Source organism: Myxococcus sp. CA023 (assembly GCF_010998615.1).
Classification (GTDB): Bacteria; Myxococcota; Myxococcia; order Myxococcales; family Myxococcaceae; genus Myxococcus.
On record NZ_JAAEAH010000023.1, the window covers coordinates 1 to 16818 of the forward strand.

Sequence of the window (16818 nt, forward strand, 5' to 3'; positions counted from 1 at the left end):
AGATGTGTATAAGATACAGCCCCACCGACAGCACGTCTCCTCCCGCCAACACCTGCCTCACTCCACCCAGCGCCTCCGGCTGGTACGCCTGCATCTGCTCGAAGAGCGCCGCCGTCAGCCACAACGACGTCACCCCCGCCTCCTTCAGCCTCCGCCCCAGTGCCTCCAACTCCAGCGGCCCCTCCGGGTACACCACCAGCTTCCCCCCGTGCAGCAGCGCGCCCCATACCTCCAGCGTCGACGCGTCGAAGCCCGTCGGCGCCATTTGCAGCCACACCTCCTCCGGCCCGAAGTCCGCCACACCCCCTCCCAACACCAGCCGCGTCACCGCTCGCTGCGGCACCGCCACCCCCTTCGGCTTCCCCGTGCTTCCCGACGTAAACATCACGTACGCCAGGTTGCCTCCTCCTACTCGCGACACCGGGTTTATCTCCGGCTGCGTGGCAATCTGCGTGTCCCACTCCGTGTCCACGCACACCACCAACTCGCCACCCGACGCCACCTCGTCAGCCAGCCGCTCCTGCGCCACCAGCAGCGCCACCCCCGCCTCTCGCTTCATCCACCCCAGCCGCTCCAGCGGGTAGCTCGCGTCCAGCGGCACGTACACGCCCCCCGCTTTCAGAATCCCCAGCGCGCTCACCACCCACTCCAACGAGCGCTCCACGCACAAACCCACTCGTACCTCGGCGCCCACTCCCATCCCCCTCAGGTGGTGCGCCAACTGGTTTGCTCGGCGATTCAACACCTCGTAACTCACCTGCTGCCCTGCCCACTCCACTGCCACTGCGCCCGGTGTCCTCTCCACCTGCGCTTCAAACAGCTCCGCCAGCGAAGCGTCCCTCGGGTACTCCTCTCGCCGCCCGCTCCACTCCTCCACCAGGACGCGTCGCTCCTCGCCCGACATCAACGACAGCTCCGACAAGGTCCGGCGCTCCGAACGACACAGCTCGCGCAGGAGCTGGCGGGCCTGCTCGACCATCCGCTTCGCCGCCGACGCATCAAAGCGCCTGGCGTCGTAGGTCAGGCGCAGCTGCCATTCACGCCCCGGGACGGCCATCATCGTCACCGGATGGGAGTCCACCTCGACGATGTACGGGTCGCGAACCACCAGCTCGTCCGACATCGTGGTGAGGCCCGCATCCCGGGGGTAGTTCTCGAAGACGACCAGGCTCTCGAACAACGCGGGGCCAGGAGGAACCTCGCTCCAGCGGCGCACCTCCACTAAGGGCGACGTCTCGTACTGCCTCGCCTCCTGGAGCCAGGCTTGCAGCCCCTTCAGCCAGGGCCCCGCGGGGCTCGACGCGGGCAGGCGCACTCGCACGGGGATGGCGTTGATGAACAAGCCCACCATCGCCTCGATGCCAGCAAGCTCCGGGGGCCTGCCGGAGACGGTCAACCCGAACAAGACGTCGTCCTCTCCGGTATAGCGCCACAGCAACAGCGCCCAGGCCGCTTGCAACAGCGTGCCTCCCGTGACGCCCTGCTGGCGCGAGAAGGCCTCCAGTGCCGCCGTCTCCTCCGCGCTCATCCGGAGCAGCACTTCCCCCAGGAGCGTCACATCACGCGGCGCCCCTCCGAGTTCCAAGCGGGTGGGCTCCGTGAAGCCCGCCAGCGCGGCGCGCCAGAAGTCCCGCGCGGCGCCCAGGTCTTGACGCCCCAGCCACGCGATGTAGTCGCGGTACGGCCGCACGGCGCTTCGTGCCAGCGTCACGCCTCGCCGCAGCGCCTCATACCGCATGAGGACCTCCCGCAGCACCACCTGTGTGGACCACCCGTCCAGCAACAGGTGCGTCAGGCTGAACACCACGCGCCACACACGAGCTCCCGTGCGAAGCATCGTCAGCCGGAAGCCGGGCGCGCGGGTGAGCACCAGCCCCCTTCGGCGATCTTCCTCGAAGAACGCGGCCAGTCGGGCCTTCTGGTCGGCCTCGGACAGGTGGCGCAAATCCTCGACGTCGACGGGAGGCTGCACCTCACGCATCACCACCTGGAGCGGCGTGTCCAGTCCCTCCCAGAAGAACGCGGTCCGGAGGATGGCGTACTGCTCGGCGGCCTGCCGCCACGCTTCCACGAAGGCGCGCTCATCCAGTGGGCCTTCGAGCTCGAAGGAGATCTGATTGAAGTACGGCTGGGTCTCGCTCTCCTGGAGATGGGAGATCAAGATTCCATGCTGGAGCGGTGACAGCGGATAAAGGTCCTCGATGTCCTCCAGGTGGTAACCGTGCGCGGCCAGCCTCTTGGAGAACGCCTCCAAGCCCTCCGGGGAGAGGCCCGACAACGGAAAGCCGGAAACGGGCCCGGACGGAGGCTCCTCCATGAGCTGGGGATCGACCGTGGGGGCATCCCCCGCCACCGCCGCCAGCCCCGCCACGGTCGGGTGGTCGAAGAGCTGCTTCATCCGGAGGTGCAGCCCCGCCTGCTCGGCTCGCGAGACGACCTGGATGGCGATGATGGAGTCGCCACCCAGCTCGAAGAAGTTCTCGTGGATGTCCACCCGCGGCCGGTCGAGCACCTGCGCCCAGATGGCCGTGAGTGTCTCTTCCTTCGCGTTGCGCGGCCCCTCGAAGACTCGCGCTGCTTCTTCGGGCAGCGCTGGCGGCGGCAGCGCGCGCCAGTCCACCTTGCCATTGGGTGTCAGCGGCAGGGCGTCCAGCACCACCAGCGCCGACGGCACCATGTGCCCAGGAAGCCGCTGCTGGAGGAACGCGCGCAGCGCCGCCGTGTCAGGCACTGGCTGCGAGGCGGGCGTGGCATACGCCACCAGTCGCTTGTTTCCGGGCACGTCTTCGCGCGCCACCACTACCGCGTCCCGAACCTCGGGATGCCCTCTGAGCACCGTCGCCACTTCCCCAGGCTCCACCCGGAAGCCTCGCACCTTCACCTGGAAGTCGACCCGGCCGATGAACTCCAAACGCCCGTCCGCCAGCCACCGCACCTTGTCTCCCGTGCGGTACATCCTCGCTCCAGGCTCCCCGCCGTACGGGTCCGGCACGTACCGCTCCGCCGTCAGCTCCGGATGCCCCAGGTATCCTCGCGTCACCTGGGCGCCTCCCGCGTACAGCTCCCCCGCCACTCCCACCGGCACGGGACGCAGGCTCCCATCCAGCACGTACACCCGCGTGTTGCCCATCGGCCGCCCCAGCGGCACCACCGCCGGCGACGTCGGCCGACGCGGCAGCTCCACGCGCCCCGCCAACACGCCCACCGTCGCCTCCGTCGGGCCGTAGTGGTTGTACACCTCGCACCCGGGCGCCAGCGCATGCACCTGCTCCAGCAGGCTCCACGACGCCGCCTCCCCGCCCACCACCAGCCGCTTCCTCGGCAGCACCTGCCTCGGCTCCGCACCGCTCATCAGTGCCGCGAGGTGCGAGGGCACCAGCTTCACGCAGTCCACCCCATGCCGGGCGAAGTACTCCGCCACGCCCGTCGGACTGCTCGCTCGCTCCTGCGTCAACACATGCAGCAGCCCCCCGGTGCACAGCGCCGGGAACAGCACCGTGTTTCCCAGGTCCGCCGCCACCGTCGACACCAGCGCGAAACTGGCGCAGTCGGCCAACCCCAACTTCTCAATGGCCGCTTGCACATAATTCGCCAGCTGCCCGTGTGTGACCGCCACTCCCTTGGGCCGCCCGGTACTGCCTGACGTGAACAGCACGTACGCCAGCTGCTCCGGGTGCACCGCCACGAGCGGCGGTGCCGCTGAAGGCCACCGCTCCAGCAGCGCGGCGTCTCCATCCACCACCACCCGGCGCGCGCGAGTCCCTTCGAAGATCGCGGCGTATCGCGCCTGCGTCACCACCGGCGCGCCGACTTCTTCCACCAGCATCCGCAGCCGGGACTCTGGCTGCGAGGGGTCCAGCGGCACGTAGGCGCCCCCTGCCATCAGGATGCCGAGCATCCCCACCACCCACTCCACACCTCGCTCCAGGCACAGCGCCACGGGCACGTCCGCCCCCACGCCCTGCTCTCTCAGCTGGAGTGCGAGCTGATGGGCCCGCGCTTCCAGCGCCCCGTACGTCACCTCCATCTCCTCGCACCGGACCGCTGGCGCATCCGCGTTGCGCGCGACCTGCGCCAGGAAGCGCTCCTGCACGCTGGCCCAGGCCGCGAAGCCGGTGCGCGTGTCGTTCCACGCCACGAGCACCTGGTGACGCTCGGGCTCGGAGAGCAGAGACAGCGTCCCCAGAGCGCCGTCCGGCCTTGCCGCCATCGACTCCAGCACGAGGCGAATTCGTTCGAGCTGTACATCCGCGAAGGCCGCGGAGAAGCGCGCCCGGTCGTACCGCAAGCACAGCGGAAGCCGAGAGCCGTTCGTCGAGATGAGCGTCAGTGGGAAGTGGTCCGCCTCGACCGCGCGAATATCCCGCACCGCCAAGGCCCTGGCGGAGGACGTGAGCTCGGCATCCAGCGGATAGTTCTCGAAGACGACCAGCGTCTCGAAGAGCGAGGTGCCAGCGGGCACGCCGCTCCAGCGCTGGACCTTCACCAGCGGCGCGTGCTCGTGCTGCCGCGCCTCCACCTGCATCTCCTGGATTTGCCGCAGCCAGGGCCCGAACGATGCCCCCGGAGGCAGCCGCACTCGCACGGGCTGGGTGTTGATGAACAGCCCGACCATGTCCTCCACGCCCGCAAGTCCCGGGGGACGTCCGGAGACAGTGGTGCCGAAGACGACATCTTCCGCCCCGCACAGGTGCCCAAGCACCAAGGCCCAGGCCCCCTGCACCAGGGTGTGCAACGTGAGCCCCTGCCTCCGCGCGAAGCGGCTCAACTCCGACGTGAGCGCCTCCGACAGGAACAGCTCCCGCGAGGCCTTGCCCTTCCCTTCCCCGCCACCGGGCTCGACGCGAGGACTCGTGGGCGCGTCGAAGCCTTCGAGCGCCTGCCGCCAGAACGACTCGGACACCGCCAAGTCCTGCTCACCCAACCACCCGATGTAGTCCCGATACGGCCGAGGCGCCGCGATGCGAGGCTGCTTCCCCGCACACGAGCCCTCGTACAGGGCGAGGACGTCGCGGATCACCAGCGGCACGGACCAGCCGTCCAGCAACAGGTGGGAATGGCTGAAGACGAAGCGATGCGCGTCTTCGCCGACGCGCAGCAGCGCCAGGCGCACCAACGGCGCCCAGGACAGGTCGAAGCCCTCGCGACGGTCCTGTGCCAGCAAGGCTTCCAGCCGGGACTCGCGTGCTTCGGGCGACAGGTCGCGCCAGTCCTCGATGCGGACCGGCAGGTCCACCTCACGCAGAACGACCTGCATCGGCTCGTCCACGTCATCCCAGACGAACGCCGTGCGCAGCACCGGGTGCGCCGCGACGACCGTGTTCCACGCCTGGGTGAAGAGCTCCACGTCCAGGTGGCCGCGCAGCTCGCAGACGAGCTGGTTGAAGTACAGCCCCCGGCCGGGCTCCGCGATGGCATGGAACAGCATGCCGCCCTGCAACGGCGACAGGGGGTACAGGTCCTCGATGTTGTCGCTCATCGCGTCTTCTTTCCAAACCGTGCGGCCAGCTTGTCGAGCTGCGCCTGTTTCACCTTCGCGAGCGGAAAGTCAGAGGGCGAGTGCCCTCCCGCATCCGGCGCGCGCGATGCGTGCACCAGCGCCTGGAGGCGCGCGAGGAAGTCCTCGGCGACACGCATCACCGTCTCACGGCGGTGCACCGCCTCGCTGAACGTCCAGAGGACCACCAGCCGCCCGTCACGCACCATGCCCGTCACATCGAGCAGGTATGGCCGCCGCGCGCTCGGGGCTCGCTGCCGCAGGGCCGCCGCCTCGGGTGCGAGCACGAAGGGAGCCCCCTCGCCCACGACGCCGTCGAGCTGCCCCAGGTGGTTGAAGCCCACCTCCGCCAACGGCAAGGCCGCCAGCGCCGCGTCCCTCGACACGTAGCGGAGCAGCCCCCACCCCATGCCTCGTGACGGCACGGCGCGCAGCCCCTCCTTCACGGCGCGAAGTGCCTCGCCCGGCCCCGTCGTCCCCCGCAGGTCGAGCAGCGCGGGAAACACCCGGGTGAACCAGCCCACCGTGCGAGAGACATCCACGCCCGGAAGCACCTCTTCCCGTCCGTGTCCCTCCACGTCCACCAGCGCGACGGCCCCTCCCGCCCACGCGGTCAGTGCCTGCGCCAGCGCCGTCAGCAGGGGATCCTGAGGCTGCGTGTGCCAGGCCTTCGGGACATCCTGCAGCAGCGTGCGCGTCTGCTCTGGCTCCAGCGTCACCTGCACCGTGCTCGCGGTGGCCTCCGTGTTGAGGCCCCCCGTGAAGTCCACGGGCAGGCGGGAGGCTTCGCGCCAGGGCCGCTCCAGCCACCAGGCCCGCTCCGCCGTCAGCGCCTGCGAGCGCGCCAGCGCCTCCAGGCCACGGGCCCACGCCTGGAACGACGTCGTCTTCGGAGGCAGCACCACGGCGTCCCCCGCCGCGAGCCGCGTGTACGCCGTCGCCAGGTCCTCCAGGAGGATGCGCCATGACACCGCGTCCACCACGAGGTGATGCACCGCCAGCATCAGCCGCGTGGGGTGGCCCGCGCCCCACTCCAGCAACACCGCCTGGACGAGTGGCCCTTCCAGCCGCAGCGCGCGTTGCGCCGCCTCCGCGTGCCGCGACAGCGCCGAGGGGCGCTCCGCCTCCGGCACGGCGGACAGGTCCACGCGCGCCACCGTGACGCGCGCTCCTGGCTCGCAGATGGCCTGGTGCCAGCCGTCCTCCCCGCCCGCGAAGCCCAGCCGGAGCGCGTCATGATGCGCCAGCAGGTGCGTCAGCGCGCGCTCCAGCAAGGCGGCGTCCAGGGAGGCTCTCGCCTCCAGCAGCAGGGACATGTTCCAGTGGTGTGGCGCCTCCAGTCCCAGTTCGAAGAACCAGTGCTGGATGGGCGTCAGCGCCACCGGCCCCACGACGGGGCCTTGCTCGGCCTGCACCGCCAGGCGCGTTCCCGCGACCGAGGCGAGCCGCGCCACCGTCGGGTTCTGGAAGAGCTGTTTCGGGGACAGCTCTATGCCCTGCGCGCGCGCGCGGGTGACGATCTGCAGTCCCAGGATGGAGTCGCCCCCCAGCTCGAAGAAGTCGTCGTGGATGCCCACGCGTTCGACGCCCAGCACCTCCCGCCAGAGCGACACCAGCGTGGCTTCCACCTCTGAATGAGGCGCGGCCGGCTCCGCCGCGGAGGCCGGGTCCGGCGTGGGCAACGCCCGGCGATCCACCTTGCCGTGCCGAGTACGCGGCAGCGCGTCCATTGCGACGAAGGCCGCGGGAACCATGTACGGCGGCAGGCGCGAACGCACCCACTCCTTCAGGGCCTGTGCGTCTGGTTTCTCACCCGGCCCCTCCGTCGCGAGCACCCCGTAGGCGACCAGGCGCTTGGGCCCCTTCCCATCCTCACGCGCGACGACGACGGCCTCCTTCACCGCCGGATGCGCGAGCAACGCGGCTTCGACCTCACCCGGCTCGATGCGGAAGCCCCGCACCTTCACCTGATGGTCCACGCGGCCGATGAACTCCAGCGTCCCGTCCGCCCGCCAGCGCGCCACGTCGCCCGTGCGGTACATGCGCGCGCCCAAGCGGCCGTCGAAGGGGTCCGTCACGAAGCGCTCGGACGTGAGCCCAGGCTGGCCCAGATAGCCTCGCGCCACGCCCGCGCCGCCCACGTACAGCTCGCCCGGTGCGCCCCGCGGCACCAGCCTGCGGTGCGCGTCCAGCAGGTACACGCGGGCCCCAGGCACCGCGCGCCCGATAGGCACGCGCCCCTCTTCGTCCACGCGAACCCGGTGCACCGTGCTCCAGATGGTGGCTTCCGTGGGGCCGTACTCGTTGAACAGGGACACTGCGGGCAGCGCGTCATGATGCGCCTGCGTCAACTCCACGGGACACGGCTCGCCTCCCACACTCACCGCGCGCAGGCCCCTCAGCCCTCCCACCGGCGCCGCCGCCAGGATCTGCCCGTAGAGCGAGGGCACGGAGACGAGGTGCGTAACGTGAGAGCGCGCGATCCGCTCGGCGAGCCGGCGCGGGTCCCCATGTTCCTCGGCGTCCGGGTAGCGCAGCGTGCCGCCTCCGAGCACGGACCACAGCAGCCCCGCGAGCGAGGCGTCGAAGGTGAAAGGTGCCAGGGACATCACCACCCCCGGCTCGCCGTACACGTCGGCGCGGGCCTGGGTCGCGGCCACCAGGTGCCGGTGCTCCAGCACCACGCCACGCGGCCGACCGGTGGACCCGGAGGTATAGACGACACACGCCGCATCCGTTCCCTCCGGAAGGCCGCGCATGTCCTCGGGCGCCTCGGGCAGGGAATCCAGGGCGATGACCGTCAGCCCCTCGCGCGAGGGAACCCGGGCACGGCACGACTCGGAGGCGACCAGCGCCTGGGCCCGTGTGTCCGCGAGGATGTCGGCCAGACGCTCCGTCGGGTGGTCCACGTCGAGCACCACCACGGCCGCCCCCGCCCGGGTCACGCCCATCAGCCCCACGACCACGTCCGCCGGCTGCGACACCGCGAGCGCGACGATGTCTCCCCGCTTCACGCCTCGCGACACGAGGTGCCGGGCCAGCCGCCCCGACAGCACCTCCACCTCGCGATACGTGAGTGTCCGGACACCATCCTCCACCGCCACCCGGTCCGGCGTCCGTGACACCTGGGCCAGAAACCGCGAAGGCAACGTGTCCGCCGGGAGGTGCCCTGCCTTGGGCGCGGGATTCCACTCCACGAGCAACCGGTTTCGATCCGCGCGGTCCAGCAGATCGAGCTGGGACAGCCGGACTTCCGGTCTGCCGGCAGCGGCCTCCAGCAACCGGAGGAGCGAGCCCGACAGCCGGGCAATGGTCTCCGCGTCGAAGAGCCCGGTGTTGTACTCGATGCTGCCTCGCAGCCCCTCGGGCGTCTCGGTGACTTCCAGCGCCAAGTCCAGCTTGGTCGCCCCCGCATGCACGGGACGGCTGCGGAGCTGGAGCCCGACGAGCGACAACGCCGCGGCGGGCGTGTTGTGCAGAATCAGCATCGTCTGGAAGACGGGCGTATGGCTGAGGTCGCGCGGCGCGTGCAGCACCTCCAGCAGCTTCTCGAAGGGCACCTCCTGGTGCGCGAACGCGTCCAGCGCCGTTCTTCGCACCCGCCCCAGGACCTCCGCGAACGAGGGGTCGCCGGACAGGTCGGCGCGCAGGGCCATGGAGTTGATGAAGCAGCCAATCAGCGGTTCGACTTCGGGCCGGTCGCGGCCCGCCACCGGCGTGCCCACCGCGAAGTCATCCTGCCCGGTGTACGCATGCAGCAGGACCTGCCACGCGGCCATCAGCACCATGAAGGGGGTGGCGCCCTCCTTCCGCCCCACCGCCACCAGGGCGTCGGTGAGGGACTTCGGAACGGCGAAGGGCAGTTGCTCGCCCTCGTGCGTCTGCAACGGAGGACGCGGACGGTCCACGGGCAGTTGGAGCACGGGGACATCCGTCAGCACGTCGCGCCACCACGCCTGTTCGGCCTTCAGGGCGGAGCCTCGCATCTGCTCCAGTTGCCAGAGCGCGTAGTCCGCGTACTGCACCGGCAGGGCGGGCAAGGAGGCAGGCCGGCCCGTCAGCTCGGCCTCGTACAGCCGAGCCATCTCGTGCACCATCACGCCCGCGGACCAGCCATCCGAGATGATGTGGTGCAGCGTGATCAGCAGGACGTGCTCGGTGCTTCCCAACCGCAGCAAGGTCGCGCGGAGCAGCGGTCCCCGCTCCAGGTCGAAGGGACGGCGCGCCTCTTCACGTGTCCAGCGGGCGACGTCCGCTGCACTGGCGCCCTCCGCCGCCGCTAGAGAGATGGAGACCTCCAGAGCCGGCGCGATGGTCTGCACCGCCTCGGTGCCCTCCATGGAGAACGTGGTCCGCAGGGCCTCATGCCGGCGCACCACCGCGTTCAACGCTCGCTCCAGGGCCGCGGCATCCAGGGCACCGCTCACGGTGAACGCGACGGCGTTGTTGTAGGCGACGTTGCCCGGCTCCAGCCGGTCCAGATACCAGATCCGCTGCTGCGCGAACGACAGCGGGAGCGGACGGCCCCGGGGGACCCGGGTGATGGGCGCGGGTGCCTCGGGCTTCTTCGCCACGCCATCCCGAGCGCTCATCACATTCGGTGGTGTCGGCCTACCCTCCGGGACAGGCAGGGCGGGCAACAGCTCCAGCGAGCCATCCCGCTTGCGCCGCGCACGCCGGCCCGTGGCCATCCGCCTCGCGGCATCCGTGCTTCCAGCGAGGATGCGCACCGGGGTGGAGTCCGGCGCGTTCCAGAGCCCGCGAGGCACGCCCGCGCCCTTCACCACCAGCTCACCGATGACGCCCACCGGCACGGGCTGGCCGCGCCCATCCACGACATCCCAGCGCGAGGCATCTCCCGGCACGGAGGCGAGCGCCCAGGCCCCCAGGCCCAGGCCCAGGTCCGGCTGCCGGTGCGCGACACGCCAGGGCATGGCGCGCGCCAGGGATGCCGCCGATTCTTCGGACGCGCCTTCAAGCCAGACGTGGCGGACGGGCCGGAGCGCCTCCGCCGCGTCGGGGAGCGCCAGCATCGAGCGCGCCAGCGCCGCGGTGCAGTGCAGGTGGGTGATGCCCGCCTCGCGCACGAGCGCCAGCAGAGCCTCCGCCGCACCCGGGCCTTCCCGCAGCGACGGCATGGGAACCGCGAGTCCGGGCTCCAGGGAATGGCGACCGCGCAAGGCGTCGAGGTGCCGCAACCCCTCCAGGGTCGCCTCCACCTCCACGCCGAAGTCCACCAAGCAGGCGATTTCATCCACGTCGAGCCGCTGGACACGCTCCACCATGGGACCGCAGGAATCCGGCGTACCGAAGAGGCCACCGCTCTCCACGTACCGCTCCACGCCGTGCGCCAGCAGCACATCCATGTCCGCGGGCGTCAGCGAACGGGGGTCCATGTCGAGCCCCATGCCGGCCATGAAGCCCGCGGCGATGTCCACGGAGCTGCGGAAGTAGTCGAGCAGCGGCTGGCGCGCCCTCCGCCGGACCTCGGCCGGGTCGTCGCCGAGATACGCATGCAGCATCAAGCTCACGTGTCCCCGTCCCGCATGGCCATGTTGCCGCCAGGCGTCGCGGTACAGCGCCACCTTCCCCTCCAGATCCTCCAGGTGCTGGCCCATCAGGTTGGTGAGCACGTAGGCCCCCAGCTCGCCTGCCAGCCGGAAGGTCTCCGGGTTTCCGGCAGCGGTGAGCCAGATGGGCAGCGTCTGCTGCACCGGGCGTGGCCGCAGTGAGAGCGTCACTTCGGCGCCCGCGCCGTTGCGCCGGCGCACCGTCCCGCCTCGCCACAGGGTGCGCACCTCCTCGATGCCTCGGTGCATGACCTCCTTCCGGCGCGCGTATCGGTCCGGCGCGAACACGAAGTCATTCGCGTGCCAACCCGAAGCGAAGGACACGCCCACGCGGCCATCGGACAGGTTATCCAGCACGGCCCACTCCTCCGCGACGAGGATGGGGTCGTGCAACGGCAGCACCACGCTCCCCGCGCGGATGCCCAGGCGCTGCGTCACCGTGGCCACCCCCGCGCCCACCACCGCCGGCCTCGGGTACAGGCCGCCGAACGCATGGAAATGCCGCTCCGGCGTCCACACCGCGGAGAAGCCATTCGCATCCGCGAACTTCGCGGCGTCCAGCAGCAGGCGGTATTTGCGGCCGCCCAGCGAGTCCTCGTCGTTGGCGAAGAACGACAGGCTGAAGTCCAGGCGCCGTCGAGCAGGCTCCGCGCCAGCCCCCACCGGCGTGAAGCGCGCGCGCTCCGCCGGCAACACCACCCGCAGCCCGCGTGTCAGGGCCCAGAGGACCTCCAGCCCGGTGCCTGGAACCTGCGGCTCCTCCGCCGCGAGCCAGACGCCTCCCTCCGTGGTCGCATCCGCGTCCAGACGGCCGAACAACTCCGCGACGGTGCGGTGGGTGTGGATGGCCCGGAGCTGCTCCCCCCGAGGCCCTGTCCACGGCTCGAGGCAAACCATCTCCGAGGCGGAAGCCCGCCGTAGCACCCCTGAGGTGGCTTGGACTGAATCTCCTGCCTGCGCGAGCACCGTCTCCACATGGAGGACGCGCGCGGCATCCAGGGACACGCCCGTGCGGACCTTCGCGTGGGTCAACAACAGCGGAGGCGGCGCGCCTGGAGGCGCGAGGTCCGGCAGCTCCATCAACCGAGGCACAGTCAGCAGGACGTAGGCCGCGCCCGTCTCCTGGACCGCCCACTGCGCAACCACGCGCTCCACCGACGGCTCCAGGCACACCGCCACCAGCGCCTCGGGCCCTACGCCGCGGTCCGACAGCACGGCGGCCAGACGCCCCACGGCCCCTTGCAACTCGCCCCACGTCACGCCCCGCCCGTCTGGCGCCGTCATCGCCACCTGGGACGCGTCCGTCATGGCGCGAGCCCGAAGCAGCGCCGCGATCGGCGTCACCGCCGATGCGGATGCCTCAAGCTCCGAGGCCAGCGCCTGACCGGCCTGTGCGTGCTCCAGTGGCAGCGCGGAGAGGGCCAGGCCGGGCTCCGCCACCGCCGCTTCGAGCAGTGCGGTCCAGTGCGCCACCATCCGCTCCACGGTGTCCCGCTCGAAGCGCTCCTCCGCGTAATCGACGGTACCGGAGAAGCCGTGCTCGTGCTCACCCAGGCCCACGGACAGGTCCGACAGGACGGTGCCGAACTCGGGTGGACCGTTCTCGAGCTCCGCCAGGCTCATGCGCAGACCCGGCAGCTCCAGGTTCAGATTGAACCGGCTGTGCAGCACGAACATCGAGTCGAAGACCCGGCCGCGGCCGGTGTCCTTCGCGGGCTCGATTTCCCGCACCAGCGACTCATACGGCACGTCGGGGTGCGCGTAGGCCTCCAGCATCACCTCGCGCACGCGCGCCACCAGCTCCTTGAAGGGTGGGTCCCCGGACAGGTCCGTCCGCAACGGGACGGAGTGCGCCACGTAGCCGATCAACGGCTCCAGCTCCGGCCGGCTCCGGTTGCCAATGGGCGTCCCCACCACGACGTCATCCCGGCCCGTCCAGCGCGACAGCAGCGCCTTCCAGGATGCCAACAGCACCATGAACGGCGTGACACCCTCTCGCTGCGCGAACGCCTGGACCGAGGCCGAGAGCGCGCGCGAGAAGCCCACGCGCAAGCACTGGCCACGGAGCGCGGGCCCGTCCCCCTTCGGCCGGTCCACCGGCAGCTCGAGCGGACGCGGGAACGCCGCCAGACGCCCGCGCCAGGCCGCGACCTGGGAAGCGAACGCGCCGTTCTTCAGCGCCTGCTGCTGCCAGGCCGCGTAGTCCACGTACTGCACGGGCAAGGAGGACAGCGCCACCGGCCGCCCCTGCATGAAGGCGGTGTAGTGGTCCCCCAGCTCCTTCGCGAGCACGACCAGCGACCAGGTGTCACACACCACGTGGTGCACGGTGACGGCCAGCAGATGCTCCTCCGGCGCCAGCCGCCAGAGCCGGGCGCGGGCGACCGGCCCGTTCTCCAGGTCGAACGGCCGGGCCACTTCGTCGTGCACGCGCGGCTGCCACGCCGCGGGGTCCAGCGGTTCGGCGGAGAGCGGCAACTTCAGCTCCGGGGCGATGCGGACGCTCGGAGCGCTTTCGCCGCGCGGATAGGACGTGCGCAGCGCCTCGTGGCGCAGTGCCACCGCCTCCAGTCCCCGCTCCAGCAGCGCCACGTCCAATGCGCCATGAAGCCGCAGCACCACATACATGTTTAGGGCCGGATTGCCGGGGAGCGCCTGCTCCAGCGCGCAGATGCGCTCCTGCACCACGGACAGCGGCAACGCTCCGCCACGCGGGATGTGGACCAGTGGCGGCAGGACCGGCTCCGTGGACGCCGTCCCCGGCGTGCCCAGCCGCGCCTGGATGCGGGCCGAAATGCCCGCCACCGTGGGGGCGTCGAAGACATCACTCAAGGGGAGTGAGACAGGGAATGCCTCCCGCAGGCGGGTCAACAACTGCGCCGCCATCAGCGAGTTGCCACCCAGCTCCAGGAAGTCGTCGTGGATGCCGAAGTCGGTCCGGCCCAGCCGCTCGCGCCAGATGGCCAGCACCTTGCGCTCCACGTCCGTGTGGGCCCCGGCCTGCTCCGCAGGCGCCTCCAGGTGGGGCGCGCTTCCGGCTTCCGCGGGGCGCTCCGCCACCGCCGTGAACGCCTCCGGCCGGGCCACCACCGAGGTGGGCAGCGGGGTCCGGAAGGTCTTCCGCTGGAAGGGATAGGTGGGCAGCGCCACCTTCTGGCGTGACTCGTGCGCGTAGACGCGCTGCCAGTCAATGGCGAGCCCCTGCGCCCAGACCGTTCCGAGCGCCTCCATCAACGCGGCGTGTGCATCCAGGGCCGAGCCCGCCCGAGGCAGCGAGGCCACGGCACGTCCTCGGTGCCCTCGCAGCCCCAGCCTCGCCAGGGCGGTCAGCGCCTGGTCCGGGCCGACTTCGAGGAACACGTCGCACCCGTCCGCCTTCAGCGTCTCCAGCCCGTCCCCGAAGCGCACCGGCGCCCGCATCTGGCGCAGCCAGTAATCCGGGTCCGTCGCCTCCTCCGGGCGAATCCACGTCCCGGTGACACTGGAGATGTACGGACGCTGGGGCGCGGACAGGCGCAGGCCCGCGACCACGCGCCGCAGATCCTCCATCACCGGCTCCACCGCCGCCGAGTGGAACGCATGTCGCGCGGGCAGCCGCAGCACGCCCACGCCCCGCGCGCTCAGCTCGCGCTCCAACGCCTCCACGTCCCCCGAGGGCCCGGACACCACGCACCGGTCCGGCCCATTCACGGCGGCCAGCGACAATGCCCCCGTCAGCAGCGGGCGCACCTCCTCTTCCGCGCAAGCCACCGCCGTCATTTTTCCGGGCGGCATCCGCGCCATCAGACGGCCTCGCGCAGACACCAGCGCCAGCGCATCCTCCAGCGGCAGGACCTCCGCGAGGCAGGCCGCCACGTATTCGCCGAAGCTGTGCCCCAGCAGCGCGCGCGGGCGCACGCCCCAGGCTTCCCACTGACGCGCCAGCGCGTACTCCACGGCGAACAGGGCGGGCAACGCGATGCCCGGGTCGGCCAACGTCTGCTCCGCGGCGGCCTCGGCTCCAGGCGAGGGAAACAGCACGTCGCGCACCGCCGCCCCCAGCCCCTCCAGGCAGGCCTCCAGGGCCTCACGGTAGACGGGCTCCGCTGCGTGAAGCGCGCGTCCCATGCCCACCGTCTGCGCGCCCTGGCCCGGGAACAGGAAGGCCACGCCCTGCTCGCGTGCCGCCACGACGTTCTCCACGACCTGGGGCTTCCCCGGGCCGCGCAGCTTCGCCATCAGCTCCGCGCGGTCCTTCGCCACGAAGGCCCGCCGGTGCTCGAAGGCGCGGCGGCCCACGTTGCGCGTGAAGGCCACGTCCTCCAGCGCCACGTCGGTTGGCGCGGCCTCCAGCCAGGTGGCCAGGTCCCGCACGGCGGCGTCCAGGGCCTCCGCTGAGCGCCCCGACAGCGTCACCAGTTGGGTGGGCCGGACACTGGGCGAGGCAGGCTCCGGAAGCGGCGCTTCCTCAAGCACCGCGTGCGCGTTCGTCCCTCCGATTCCGAACGAGCTGACGCCCGCGCGGCGAGGCACCGGGCCCCGAGGCCAGGGCCGCAGGCGGTCGACGACGAAGAACGGGCTGTTCGCGAAGTCGATGGCGGGATTCGGCCGCTCGAAATGGAGCGTGGGCGGCAGCTCCTCATGCGCCAGGGCCAGCGAGGCCTTGATGAGCCCCGCCAGACCGGCGGCCGTGTCCAGGTGGCCGACGTTCGGCTTCACCGACCCCAGCGCGCAGTACCCCTTCCGGTCCGTGTGCCGCCGGTACGCCCGCGTGAGCGCCGCGACCTCGATGGGGTCTCCCAACGAGGTGCCCGTGCCGTGCGCTTCCACGTAGCCAATGTCGCCCGCGTCCAGGCCCGCGAAGGCCAGCGCCTCGCCGATGACGTCCGCCTGCCCCTCCACGCTGGGCGCCGTGTAGCCGACCTTCAGGCCGCCGTCGTTGTTGATGGAGGAGCCGCGGATGACCGCGTACACGCGATCACCATCCCTGCGTGCGTCCTCCAACGGCTTGAGCACCACCACCGCCGCGCCGTTGCCCGGCACCGTTCCCGCCGCGCGCGCGTCGAACGCGCGGCAGTGCCCGTCCGGCGACAGGATCATCCCCTCCTGGTACAAGTAGCCCGAGCGCTGCGGCATCGCCAGGCGCACCGCGCCCGCCAGCGCCACGTCCGACTGGCGCATCAGCAGGCTCTGGCAGGCCATGTGGACGGCCACCAGTCCCGTGGAGCAGGCGGTGTAGAGGGACAGGCTTTCGCCCCGCAGGCCCAGCTTGAAGGACGCCCGCGTCGCCAGGTTCTCCGCGGAGGTGCTCATCAGCTCGTAGAACGAGGCCGGGTCCAGGTTCCCCTGCCCCAACATCGCCAGGCCGTGCAGGGATGCGCTCGCGCCCGCGTAGAGCGAGATTTTTCCCGTGAAGCGCTCCGGGTCGAGCGCCGCGTCCTCCAGCGCCGTCCAGGCACACTCCAGGAACACGCGCTGCTGCGGATCCATCCACTCCGCCTCGCGCGGGGCCATGCCGAAGAAGGCCGCGTCGAAGCGGTCGCCGCCTTCCAGCTCCGCCGCCACCGGCACGAAGTCCGGATGATGGCGCACCGCCTCGGACATCAGCGGAGAAGGCTCCAGCGCCTCGGCGGGCACGCGGGAAATGGACTCCACGCCTTCGCGGAGGTTGCGCCAGAAGGCCCGCGCGTCCGCGCTCCCGGGGAAGCGGCTGGCGATGCCGATGATGGCGATGTCGCTACCCGCGCTGCCGTTGTTCTCGCTCATGGTGTC

The 16818-nt window shown here is 71.1% G+C and carries 2 protein-coding genes; both read right to left on the minus strand.

Going from position 1 to position 16818, the window contains the following annotated elements; translation table 11 throughout:
- Positions 1-5479: non-ribosomal peptide synthetase (locus tag F8M74_RS12295; protein WP_163884404.1), on the minus strand; the 5479-nt coding region annotated here is incomplete at its 3' end.
- Positions 5476-16812, minus strand: coding sequence for a non-ribosomal peptide synthetase/type I polyketide synthase (locus tag F8M74_RS12300; protein WP_141254337.1), 11337 nt, complete (start codon positions 16810-16812; stop codon positions 5476-5478). The genes F8M74_RS12300 and F8M74_RS12295, both read right to left, overlap by 4 nt.
- Between the last annotated feature and the right edge of the window lie 6 nt (positions 16813-16818).

What these genes read in the sequence shown, in the direction of transcription:
- F8M74_RS12300 (WP_141254337.1), bottom strand. Translation starts at nt 16,812, where the DNA reads ATGAGCGAGAACAACGGCAGCGCGGGTAGCGACATCGCCATCATCGGC.